General features: G+C 69.1%; 6 protein-coding genes. All 6 read left to right on the top strand.

Going from position 1 to position 12,939, the window contains the following annotated elements; genetic code table 11:
* The 6 genes from ABD352_RS52695 to ABD352_RS52670 all read left to right on the top strand — a co-directional run bounded on the left by ABD352_RS52695 (position 1) and on the right by ABD352_RS52670 (position 12,726).
* On the top strand, positions 1-1,275 hold the full coding sequence (locus ABD352_RS52695; RefSeq protein ID WP_344620237.1) for a metallophosphoesterase family protein: 1,275 nt from the start codon (positions 1-3) through the stop codon (positions 1,273-1,275).
* Positions 1,272-4,274, top strand: a complete 3,003-nt coding sequence (locus tag ABD352_RS52690; RefSeq protein ID WP_344620236.1) for an AAA family ATPase — start codon at positions 1,272-1,274, stop codon at positions 4,272-4,274. Before ABD352_RS52695 ends, ABD352_RS52690 begins: the two co-directional genes overlap by 4 nt.
* A 289-nt stretch (positions 4,275-4,563) precedes the next feature.
* Positions 4,564-6,123, top strand: coding sequence for a DUF2397 domain-containing protein (locus tag ABD352_RS52685; protein ID WP_344620235.1), 1,560 nt, complete (start codon positions 4,564-4,566; stop codon positions 6,121-6,123).
* Positions 6,120-7,295, top strand: coding sequence for a TIGR02678 family protein (locus tag ABD352_RS52680; protein ID WP_344620234.1), 1,176 nt, complete (start codon positions 6,120-6,122; stop codon positions 7,293-7,295). The genes ABD352_RS52685 and ABD352_RS52680 overlap by 4 nt, the downstream gene beginning before the upstream one ends.
* Complete coding sequence (locus tag ABD352_RS52675; protein ID WP_344620233.1) at positions 7,292-11,590, top strand: SbcC/MukB-like Walker B domain-containing protein; 4,299 nt, start codon at positions 7,292-7,294, stop codon at positions 11,588-11,590. The genes ABD352_RS52680 and ABD352_RS52675 overlap by 4 nt, the downstream gene beginning before the upstream one ends.
* Complete coding sequence (locus tag ABD352_RS52670) at positions 11,587-12,726, top strand: TIGR02679 domain-containing protein (protein ID WP_344620232.1); 1,140 nt, start codon at positions 11,587-11,589, stop codon at positions 12,724-12,726. Before ABD352_RS52675 ends, ABD352_RS52670 begins: the two co-directional genes overlap by 4 nt.
* Positions 12,727-12,939: the final 213 nt, after the last annotated feature.

The following is a 12,939-nucleotide window of genomic DNA, read 5'->3' as shown; positions in this document are numbered from 1 at the left end:
ATGAATGTCCCGCGAACGTCCACGCAGGTCCTGCACACCTCCGATTGGCACCTGGGCAAAACCACCTGGGGCCACAGCCGCGTCAAAGACCACGAACGAGTCCTTGCCGAGATCGTCGACACCGCCGCCGCCAAGAAACCCGACCTCATCCTCAACACCGGGGACCTCTTCGACCAGCACCGACCGCCGGTGCAGGCCATGCAGCACGCCACCGACGTGCTCCGCGCCTTATCGGAGATCGCCCCCGTCGTCGTCATCTCCGGCAACCACGACTCGGCGGTATTGCTCCACTGGCTTCACGGGCTGCTGCGCTACGGCGACCGCATCCACATCGTCGCCGACCCCGACGCCGCACGCGCCGGAACCATACGGCGCTTTCCGATCGGCGACGGCCGCCTGCACCTCGCCGCCCTGCCGTTCATCACCGCAAACCGCATCATCACCGCACTCGACGACCCCACGACCCGGCGCCGGGCCTATGCCGACCATATCGCCGCCGTCCAACGCGAACTGCTGCACCGCCTGCACGAGGACTTCGACCCCGTCAGAGACGTCAGCGTGCTCGCAGCCCACCAATACCTCGCCGGCAGCATCCCGTCCCGCACCGAGAACCCGAACCACACCTGCGACTTCTACGCCATGGACCCCGACCAGATCCCCCAGGTGGACTACGCCGCCTTCGGACACATCCACAAGCCCCAGGACCTGCCCGGCCGCGTGGTCGGCGCCTACGCCGGCTCGCCGATCCAACTCGACTTCGGCGAAGTCGGCGAGACCAAAAGCGTCGTGATAGCCCACCTGCAACCAGGCGCCCCGACCCGTATCGACCGCATCCCGCTGCAGACCGGCCGACGGCTCGAAATCCCATCCGGCACGCTCGACGAACTTCGCGTCCACGCGGGCTCGATCACGAACGAGATCTGCCGCATCGTGGCACGCACCCCGACCCACGACCCGAACCTGTCCCGCCAGGTCCGGGCCCTCTTCCCCGACGCCACCATCGTCCAGATCGATGAGGACGCCGCGGACCGAACACTCGACCTCATCACCTCCGACACCGCCCCCGACAGCGAACCCGACAACGTCACCATGTTCAGCACCTACCTCGCCCAGCACCGCACACCCCTGGCAAACGCCGGACATGTGCTGGAACTGTTCAGCACCCTGCTGCACCAAGCCGACGACGAACTTCCACCAGTCCTGCCCGCCGAGGAACTGCTCAGCGAAGACCTCAGCACGTTCACCGTGCCCGCCGAAGAAGAGGCCCTCGCATGAAGCCCCTGCAGCTCACCTTCGCCGGACTGCGCTCGTACGTCGAACGCCAGAGCGTCGACTTCACCGGCAAGACGTTCATCGCCATCCTCGGCGACACCGGAGCCGGCAAGTCCACGCTGTTGGATGCCATGTGCTACAGCCTGTACAACCGGTGCAGCTGGGCTGGCGGCAGCGTCTCCGACCTCATCTCCCACAGCGGAGATGGCACCCTCAGCGTGGCCTTCACCTTCCAGGCCGGCACCAAGGTATGGCGGATCGAACGCTCCACCAGCACCCGCAGTGCCGCACTGCACAAGCTGATCGACGCCGACGCCGGCACCGTCGTGGCCACCGGAGCCAGCGCCGTCACTGCCCACGTGCGGCGCATCATCGGCCTGGACTACGACACATTCCTGCGCTCCGTCATCCTGCCGCAGGGCCGCTTTCAGGAACTGCTCCGCATGGGCGATCGAGATCGGACCGGCATTCTGAAGTCGCTGCTCGGGCTCGACCAGCTCAGCAGCGTTCGCGAGCACGCCGTCACGTTGCACTCCCGGCTATCCAGACGCCTCGGTGACTACCGCGAACGCCGCGCCGCGTTTCTGCCTGATCCGGCGGCGACGATCCTGGAGGCGGCTGAACGTCAGCAGATCGCCCAGATCCGGCTCAATACCCTGCAGACCGCACAGAGCGCGGTGGCCAAGGCCGCGGAAGCCCGGGCCAACGCCAGTGTTCGCCACGCCGCGGTCGCCAAGGCCCGCGGCCGACTGACCGACGCGACACCCGCCGATGTGGCAGCGACGTATCAGACGTTGCTCGCCGCCGTCGAGGACATCGCCGCGCGGCGCACACAGATCGATCGGGAACGGCAAACCCTCGACCAGGACGCGCAACGGCACCAAACCGAACTTGATCAGGCTGACCGCGACGGCGCGGGCGTGGCCAAGACGGCATCAGCCGTCAGCACCCTCACACACCTGGTCGAGCAGATACCGTTACTCGACGCTCGCGCCGAGCGGCTGGGCAACGAGCAACGCGAGGTCAGCGTCTACAAAGCCATGCTGGAAAGCCTCCAGGGCGAGTCCGCCGAGCACAAGGCGGCGGCCACACAGGCCCGACAGGCTCTGGACGCAGCGTCAGGCAGAGTCACCGCCGCCGAGGAAGCCCACCTCCTGGCCACAACGACAATCACCGACTTCCGAAAGGCCGCCGACGCTGCTCAGCAGGCCGCGGAGCGTCTCACCGCCTGCCGCGACGAGGTCGCCGAGCTGCACACACTGGCCGAAGCCGCGGCTACCGAGGCCCGCAAGGCCGAGCTCGCGGTCGAAGCGGCAGAGGCCGAGGACCTCCGCCTGCGCCGACTGCACGCAGCCGCGGTTGCCGCGGACGGATGCGGTCCCGGCGACGCATGCCCGGTGTGCCGACGGGACCTGCCAGAAGACTTCGTCGCCCCCGAACACGACGCGTCGGCGGCCGTCACGACAGCACTTCGCGCAGCACGGAAGGCCGCGACGCAGGCCGCCACCAAGGAGGCCAGGGCGGCCGAGCGAGCCAAGCTCGCCGAGGACGAGACGCTGGCGGGCGCGCTGGGCGAGGTCGAAACCACAGGCGCCAACCTCGAACTGGCAACAGCAAACCTCCATGCCGTGTTCGGCGACATCGACCCGACCACGCCCGACGAGCGGCTCCTGCACGACCACGCCACGGCGAGCCGGATCGCCGGTACCGAACAGCAGCAGGCCGAGAACGAGTACACCGAGGCGCGGGACCGAAACACCCGCGTCGAGTCGGAGGTCGCTGTCCGCGAAGCAGAGCTGACCCGCCTCCAAGCCGCGTACGAGCAGGCCCAGGCTGACCACGACGCGTTCATCGTGCAACTCAACCGGGCAGCACGCGGCATCCCTCACGCCTTCCGCCCAGCCCACGGGCTCCCCCTCGCCGACATCACGCACCAACAGCAACGCGCCCGGGCACGGCAGGAGCAGCTCGCGCAACTCACTGGCCAACTGCACGACGTCCGTAACCGCATCAAGGAACTCCAGACCGCATCCGAGTTGCTCGACACCGAGACCGACAACCGCATCACCCGCCCGGCGAACGCGCTGCGCCGCCAGCTCGACACCCTGGCCCATCACGTCATGGATGCCGGCACCCTGCTTGAACACGCCACACACCCGGCACGCCCCGCAGACGCCCCACTCTCCGACGAGGCGGTATGGGCCAACCGTCTACTCGAGCAGACCGCCGAACTCGTCGACGCATGCCGCGACGAAGAGGAGGCCGCGCTCGAGGCCGCCCGCGACGCCGAACAGGCCGCTAAACAGGCGCGCCGCCAATGCCAGGCAGACGACGACGCCCATCTGGAGCAGCTGATCCGCGCGGCGAGCACGGCTGTACACAACGCCGGACGTGACCTCAAGCGCGGCCAGGCTCATCAGCCGCTGACGGATGAACTGGACCGCCGGATCCGGGCGGCCGAACCGGCCGTGACCGCCCTCGGTGACCTGGCCGCGTTGCTCACCGACGGCAAGTTCGTTGCCGACGCTGTACGGCAGCGACAACGCGCCTTGGTCGGCGCTGCCAGCAAGATCCTGCTCCGCATCACCGGCGACAAGTTCGGCTTTGCGAAGGATTTCCGCATCGTCGACACCAGTACCGGTAAAGACCGTGATGTCAAGACACTCTCCGGCGGGGAGACGTTCCAAGCGAGCCTCGCCCTCGCCCTCGCCGTCGTGGAACTCGCCAGCCGTGCTTCGGGCCGCGTCGACGCGCTTTTTCTCGACGAAGGATTCGGCTCGCTCGACGCCGACGTCCTACAAGACGCCCTCTACACCCTCGCCGCGCACAGCACCGAAGGCCGGCTCGTCACGATCATCAGCCACATGCGTTCCATCGCCGAGACCACTGACCAGGTCCTCGTCGTCGAACGCACGTTCGCCGGCAGTCACGCCCACTGGGCTAGCCCGGAGGAACGCGAGCAGATCATCAACGACGACCTCAATCGGGGTCTCCTGCAGTGAACAGGGCGCTTCGGTCGACCGAACCGGCAACGGGGCAACCGGCAACGACAAACCGAGGAACAGCATCTTCGGCAGTCGCAGGTGTCTCAATGCGGGTCTGTCGATGCGTTGAGGTGGATGGTGTGTGAGGTCGAACCAGTGACGGGCAGCAGCGTCATGCAGCCTAATTGCGACGACGGTCTCTGCCGGGCCGTCCCGAGCTGCTCTCAGTGTTTAGCATCGATACACACCGTAGATGGAGTCGTCTGGTGGGTCGGCGACGCTGCTCGGAAGCGAGAAGGGGAACGAGATGCAGCCTGATCAGGTCGATCGGAGTGACAATGCTGCGGTTGATCTGTGGCAGCTTGCCGGGTTGCCAGGGGGTCTGCTGGAGGCCAGCTACCTGACTGGGCCGCTGGCTTCGCAGTACCGGCTCATTGTCGATGTCCTACTGGAACAGCAGCAGCACACTTTGACCGGCGTCGCCGCGACCGATCTTCCTGGCCTACTGCGCGAGCGGGTCGTTCGGTCGGGAGCCGATCCCGTGCTCCTCGACGATTCGTCGTTCGTCCTTCCCGCACGAATGGCGAGCCTGGAGCGGTGGAACGTCGTGATCGTCTTTCAGGATAAGGCGATCCGCGACGCGGACTTCGTTCGTGACCGGGACCGGTACCAGCTGACGGAGTTCGCCGCGGAACTGCACCGGGCGGTGATCAGCCTTGGTCACGATGTTGCGGCGGCAGCCGCGGCCACTCTTGCGCCGGCGGTCCTGACCGCCAACCTGGATCTGCTGCAGCAGAGCATCGAACGTGACCCGACGACCGCAGCCACTGCGTGGTCGGTCATCCAGACCACCTACCAGGCCATGGCGCGTGCTGCGGCAGGTTGGCAGGCCCGGCTCGCTGGAGCGCTGGCGGGCCCGCCGGACCACGACAAGATCCAGCGGGTGCAGGAGACCCTGCGCCGGTACGTCGACATGTGGGGCGCAGGCATCGACACCCACTCGGAGAAGATCACCGCGGCGGTCGCCGCCCTGACCGCTACGCCGTTGCCGGTGTGGCGGCGCACTGCCGTGCACAACCTCGGCGCTTCCGCGGACGACGCCGCGATTGACGAACTCGCCACCTCGTACACGCAGACCCTCAGCACGCTGCGCCAATGGTTCGACGGTCCGGACTGCGAGGCACGGAAGCTGCGCCGGCAGATGCGGGACACGATCGGGCCGCTGCTGCGCGGGCAGCGAACCTTGGCCGCGGTCGGCGGCCACGTCTCGCGCCGCGCGGAGATGCTGAGCCTGGCCGCCGCCCTGGACGCCGCCCCAAGCGACGAAGCTGCGTGGGCACTGTGGTGCGGGGCCACCGGCCTGTTTTCCGCCCGACACCTACCCGGGGAGGCGCCCCCGCCCGCGGGGAATCCTGCGGCGTCGTCGTGGTGGGATTCCGATCCAGTCCCGGTCGAGGCCCGGCTGCGCAAGCAAGGGCCGAAAGCGACGACCGGCGCCGCCGCCCGCATTCCGGACCGATCCGCCGGCCGGAGGGCCGCCCGGGATCGGGCGCGCCGGGAGGCCGAGGCACAGACGGCAACCGAGGCGATCGTGATGTCGCGGTCTGGACTGCGGCTGTCCGAATGGCCACAGATCAGCGCTGCCGAGCTGGGTCTGCTCATGCAGATGCTGTCGACCGCCGGCGGTGTCCGTCCGGGCATGGACGGCAGGCGCACCGCGGTCACCGGTGACGACCGGTGGCAGGTGACTCTCGATCCGCCGTCCCCGGGAGCCCTTTCTGCCGTCCTGCGGATCACGGATGGGGGCCGTCTGGTGCACCCGGATGTTCGGCTGCACCTCGCGCCGGCCGGCAGGAGGCTGGCGTGAACACCGGCACCAGCGCGGACGTCCGCGACGGGCACCGCGCCTTCCTCGGCCTGCTCGCCCGGCCGCTGGTGACCGCGGCAACCGATGTGCGGCTCTACCGGCTGGCGGCCCGCCGTCGCAAGCAGCTCAGCGACACCGCCCGCCGGGTCGGGTACCGGGTGCAGCAGGTCGGGCAGGCGGTGCGCCTGTTCCGGGTTCCGGTATCCGGGGCCGTGACGTTCCCGCCCCGCCCGGCGGACGCCCCGTCACGCAGACTGCTGTCGATGGTGTGCCGGCTCGCTGCCTGCTGCGAGGACGTCGCCGGAACCGTCACCTTGCAGCAGCTGTCCGACGCGGTGCGGGACCTTGGCTCCGCGCTGGCGGTCACGCTCACCGAGTACGACCCGGAGCAGCAGGCGCAACGGCGGCAGCTGCGCGACGCTGCCCGCCTGCTGCAGCACTGGGGTGTCTTGAAGCTGCGGACCAGCGACGAACGGCTGCTGGAGGAGTGGACCGAGAACGGGTCGGGGCCTGGTGCCGGCTACGAGGTGGACCGCGACGCGTTGTTGCTGATGACCAGTCCCGATGTGCTCGCGTTGGCGCTCTCGCCGGAGCCGAGTTCGCCGGAGCAGGCGTCCGCGACCCGCACGCTGCGGCAGCTGCGGGCACTGCTGGAAACCCCGGCTGTGCTCTACGCGGACCTGGATCGTGCCGATGCGGACGCGCTGCGGCAGGCCCGCGGGTTCCGGGCAACCGACCTGGCCCAGATGACCGGCGGCACCCTGGAGGCACGCGTCGAGGGGCTCGTGCTGGTGCTGACCGACGACGAGCACCCGGACACCGTCGTGGACTGGCCCCGTGCCCGGGCCGCTGACTGGGTGGCACTGCTGATGGCCGACATCGCCGGCCGTGACGGGGTGCGCCGCGCCGACGGGACCGTCTACCTGACCTGCGAGCAGGTCGACGACGTGGCCGCCGACCTGCTCCGGTGGCGCGGCGACTACATGAGCAAGCCGCAGCGGTCCGTTCCGGGCGTCGTGCGGGCCGACGCCGAGCACTGCTTGACCGAACTCGGGCTGCTGCGGATCGGCGCCGACCGGTCCTGGACGTTGTCTCCGGTCGCCGGCCGGTACCGGGACCCGGACGTCACCCTCGTCGATACCAACGCCAAGGAGGATGGATCTTCCGGATGACGATCGATGCCGACGAACTCGCGGCGCTGGCCGCACCGAGCCCCGGCGCGACCGACGAGCAGCTCGCCACCTGGCGCGACGCCGTTGGCCGTGGCGCGCTGCCCGACCCCGTGCGTGAGCGCTGGCAGGTGCTGCGGTGCGGCTGCATCAATCTGTGGGAGTTCGAAGACGCCGAGTACTGGTTCGCCGACGGGCGGGCCCAGTTCATCGGCGCGAACCAGTCCGGCAAGTCGACCCTGATGACGCTGACCACCCTGATCATGCTCGCCGGGGCGATCGACCGGCAGTACGTCGACACGTTCGGCCAGTCCGACAAGGCGTTCCGCTACTACGTGGAACCCTCCGGCGACGACCGCGATCGCCGTGACACCACGGCGTCCATCAACCGGGGCTGGGCTTGGGTCGAGTACGGCCGTCGGCTGCCCGACAACAGCACCGAGTACTACACCACGCTGCTGTATGCGCAGGCCAAACGTGGCGTCGCGTTCACTCCGGTCTGGGCGATCTGCCACGGCAGCGCACGGGTCCGTGACGGGCTCACCCTCGCCGTGAGGCAGTCCGCAGCCGAGCCGAAAGACCTGCGGGACGTGCCGGGTTTCGTCGTCTGCGACGGCGGGCGCAAGTACGCCGAACGGATTGCGACGGAACTGTTCGGCCTGGCCGACGCGGACCGGTTCGCGACCGTGATCGAGATGTTGAAGACGCTGCGCACCCCACACCTGGGGCAACGACTGGACCCGGACTTCTTCACCACCCAGATCCGCTCGGCGTTGCCGCCGGTCGCCCGCAGCGAGGTCGAGGAACTCGCCGACGGCTGGCAACAGATGCAGAAGCTCGGAAAGGACCGCGACGACGCAACACGCGCCCGCGAGCAGATCCATGTGTATCTGCGCGGGACGTGGCGGCCGTGGGCTGACACGGTCCTGCGGTACGCAGCGGACGAACTGCTCGCCGCCGACGCCGCCGTCGCAGCAGCCGACCAGGCCCTGACCGCGGCGAACGCCATCCACAAGCAAGCCCAGGCGGACCATGCCGCCAAGCAGGCAACGCTGCAGACGCTGGAACGCCGCGAGACCGAAACCCGGTCCGCCTACACCACGCTGCTCAAGTCAAAGAGCTATCTGGACGCGCGGACCCGCGCCGGCAACGCGGACAGCCTGCGCGCCATCGCCGAGCTCGCCGCGACCGAGCAACGTCAAGCCGCCGACCGGCTCAACACCGCTCAATCGCGTGCCGCCGCCGCCGAGGGCGAACGCGACTCGGCCAAGTCTCGGCTGGCGGAGGCTATCAAGCTGGTCGGCGAAGCGGCACAGGCGTTCATCGACATCGCCGAGCTGGCCGGCCTCGGCGCGCAGTCGCACAGCTGGGCGCTGGCCGGGGACACCGACCGGCTGCGGCACGCCGTCGCGTTCCGCCTCGGCCAGGTCGGCGAGCTCCGCAAACAGCTGCGTGCGGTTGAGAAGGCGAACACCGAGTGGGACAAAGCCGAGGCTGCTGCCGCTGCCGCCCACACCGAACTGCGCAACCGCACCGATGTCGAAACCGGTGCGCAGCAGGCTCTTGACGCCGCCTTGCAGACCTTGTCCGATCAGCTCGAGCGGTGGACTGACCGCCTCGGCGCCGACGCGCCCGCCACGCCGATCCGCGACGGCTGGCTCACGGCAATCACCGACCGCGCGACGCAGCCGAACCCACGACAGGTCCTGCGCAGTCTGATCGCCACAGACTGGCTTGAGCCGCTCACCCGGCCGCTCACCGAGCAGGTCGGCAGCCTCCGGCAGCAGGCGCAGGACGCTGAGAAAACGGCCCGCGACGCCGATGCGGCCGCCGACCAGCAGGAACAGGCCACCGACCCGGACCCCGTCCCACAGCCGGGCTGGACGCGCCGTGCCCGGCCGCCCTACCCGGCGGCCGGCGGTGCACCACTGTGGCGTCTCATCGATCCCCTCCCCGATGTCGACAGCGACACGCTGGATCACCTCGAGGCGGCGTTGACCGCCGCCGGACTGACCGACGCTTGGGTCACCCCGGACGGCGTCCACGACCTCGGCCGGGACGGCCACGACACCGTCATCGCCCTCACCGTGGACAGCACTCCAGCCCGCTCGGTGCTCGACGTGTTCACCCCCGCCGAGGACGCCGGCGAACTGACCGCGGCGGTCACCGGTATCCTCGGCCGGATCGGATACGCCTCAGCCGGCCAACCCCTACCCGGCCCGGTCGCCGTGTGCGCAGACGGACGTTGGCGTACCCCCGCCACCAGCGGCCACGCCGGCCCGGCTCCGCAGGGTGCGTCCCTGATCGGGGCCGCCGCACGGGCCGCCGCCCGCCGCCGCAAGATCAGAGAACTGCGCGAGCAGGCCGAAGCCGCCCGGACCAGGGCTGAACAGGCCCGGGCCGCCGCGGACCGGATCGCCGAACGCATCACCGCGTTGCGGGCCGCGCTCGACGACGCACCGGACGACGGTGACACCGTCGCCGCCGGGACGGCCCTGGCCACCGCCATCAGCGAGCGATCGAAGGCCGAAACCCGGTACGAGACGCTGCGCAGCGCCGCCCAGCAGAAACAACGCGCGGCCGAGAACACAGCCGCGGAGATGGCCAACTACGCGCAGCAACACCAGCTACCCGCACAAGCCGAACCGCTCGAAGACGTCGCGGTCGCCTTGAACACCACGACCACCAGGGTCGCCGACCTCAGCTTGGCCCTGCAACGGCGCACCACAGCAGAGCGGGACAAGGCATCCGCCGACAAAACCGCTGAGGAAGCCGAAGCCGACCAGCGGCGCGCCGTCAAGGACGCGCACCACGCGGACTCCGAAGCATCGCGGACCAAGGCCGAGGCGGACGAGGCCGCGGCCTCCCTCGACCGGGACACCCGACAGCAGCTCGAACACGGCGCCAGTTTGGAAGATCAGCTCACCAAGCTCGCGCCGGTCGTCGCGGCCGCCCGGTCCGACGAAAGTAGCGCCGCGCTGGCCGTCAACAATGCCCACAGCACCGCCCAGCAAGCCGCGGCCGCACACGCGACCGCGGTCGCCGTCCGAGATCAGGCCACGGCGGCGTGGTGGGTGCCCGTCGACGCCGGCCTCACCGATGCCCGCAACCTCCCGCCAGCCGACGCCCGTGGCCTCACGACCGCACTCACCCAGGCGCACGCAGCGCAAGCGCTACGGATACAGAACTGGCCCGACACCACCGCCGACAAGCAGAAACGGGTGCAGACCGCGGTGACCCGCCTCCTCGGCACGCCCATCACCGAGCTGCGCGCCATCCTCGAAACCGCCGGCGGCCGCGGCGTCGACGTCCTCGACGCCGACGACACCCGGCCACTGCCGACCATCTTGATCACCGTCGACGCCGCGGGCGAGCGTCTCGAACCCGACGCCGCCATCCGGCACCTCGACAACGTCATCACCGAACTGTCGGCCAGCCACGACAAAAAACTCAACGACATGTACGCCGACCTGCTGGAGTCCACCTTTATCGACCACCTGCGTGAACGGCTCAAACAGGTCAAGCAGCTGCTCAACGACGTCAACGACGTCCTGTCGCGGCATCCGACCGGCGCGAACAAGACCCGCCTGCAGTTGGTACGCAAAGCCGCCGAAGGCCATCAGGCCAGCTTCAGCGTCCTCGAAGCGCTCGAGAAAGGCACGATCGACACCGAACAAGCCCAGCACCAGGTCCGAACATTCCTCGACAACCTGCTCAACGACACCCAGGACTCCGGACCGGCGAACAACGACGACTGGGTCGACCGCCTCGAACAGCGGCTCGACTACCGGCAGTGGTTCGACATCGTCTGCATGTTCAAGGTCGACGGCCGCAAAGAATGGAACCCGCTGACCCGCAAGGCACACAGCGTCGACTCCGGCGGCGGCAAGGTCGTCACCCTGCTGCAACCGCTGCTGGCCACCCTCGTCGCGCTCTACAGCGAATCCCCGACCGCCCCGCGGCCGCTGTGGCTCGACGAGGCATTCGAAGGTGTCGACCCAGCCAACCGCGCCACCATGCTGCGGATGCTCACCGATTTCGACCTCGACTTCCTCCTCGCCGGCCCAGTCCCCATCGTGACGACCAAAGACGTCCCCGCCGCCGCAATCTGGATCATCACCCGCGCGCCCGCCCCCGAGCCCGGCGTCGACCTGTCGCTGATGCTGTGGGCCGGCGAAACCCTCGAACCCGTCCCGGTCGGCAATCCTGCCGCCCACCTCGTCCGGCACCCCGATGAACCCGACGCCGGCGGACCGGACCTGTTCACCGTCCTCGACGATGGACAGGAACCGGCGTGACCCGCACCAACTGGGAAAGCCTGCCCGGAACCAACAAAGCTATGGCCGCCGCCCGAACCCGCATCGAGAACGGCGACACCGGCGACCGCGTCCGCCTCGACCTGGACCTCACCGACCAGGACCGCGCCGACCTCGGCCGGCGGCTCGGCATGGACTGGGAACTGTCCGGCAAACCGGTCACCCTCGGGCGGCTGCGTGCCGCCTTCGCGCAGACCGGCGCCGTCCTGGAACAGGTTCTCACTACACGAGGCGGCCCGCTGCAAAACTTACCGGCACAACGGGCCCAACAGCGCGCTGCCCGAACCGCCAGCGTCGAGGCCGCCTACCAGATACTGGCCGACGCCGGAATCGCAGAACCCGTCGTGACACTGGCGCGGCAACGCCGCTGGCTCGGCAAACCCGACGTCGACGACATCGCCGGCCGGGCGCGCGACACCGCCGCGCTCTGGGCCGCGCTCCCCGCCGGAGGCCGACGCCTGTCCGAACTCGCCGACCACCTGTATGACGACCCGCATGCCCTCGACCGGGACCGGGATCTCGGCCGGATCACCGCCCGCATTCTCGCTGCCTCCGACGCGCCGCAAGCCGACGGTGACACTGGCCGCGCCAACGCCGCCGCAAACGCACTCGCCGCAGCGGAATGGCGCCAGACATGGGCAGCACACGAAGTGCTCTGCGACGAAGTGTCAGCAACCGTCCTCGTCCTCGGACTACGCCTCACCGGGCAAGCTTCCGCGGCAGCCCTCGCGGCCACCGCCGCGCACCACGGCGAACCCGTATGGCTGACCGCCCGCAGCCTGCGCGGAAGATGGACACCCGCGGACCCAGCCACCACCATCCGGGTCTGCGAAAACCCCGCCATCGTCGAAGCCGCTGCCGACGAACTGGGGGCAGCCTGCCCACCCCTGGTCTGCGTATACGGCCGTCCGTCGACCGCAGCGTGGACCCTCCTGCATGGCCTCGCCGATGCCGGCGTCCGCCTACTAATCAGTACCGACCGAGACATCGCTGGGCTCGGCTTCGCCAAAGCGATGCTGAAGATCCCCGGCGCCCTCGCCTGGTTACCCGACGCCGCCGGCCTCTACGAAGAGACCCGCCTCCACGATCTCCTCAGCGATCTTCGCGCTACGAAGTGAATTTCGCCCCCACCGTTGGCCGCTTCCTGTCCGCCAGAGCGCCTCAGAATTTGCAACGTATATCGGTAACAATTATCTGGTGCGCGCGTCTCGTCCCCGGGTGAAGGCATGGTCGGCGGCCAGAACTCCCGTAAGGGACTGTAAAACGAACGGCTCTGGCGCAAAGACGGTGGTTGCGGGGTGATCGACGTCTGCTGATCGAGGTGCGGCAGG

It is taken from the genome of Dactylosporangium salmoneum, assembly GCF_039532525.1.
Taxonomy (GTDB): domain Bacteria; phylum Actinomycetota; class Actinomycetes; order Mycobacteriales; family Micromonosporaceae; genus Dactylosporangium; species Dactylosporangium salmoneum.
The sequence above is the reverse complement of the archived record's forward strand: the minus strand, read 5'-3'. Positions and strand labels throughout refer to the sequence as shown.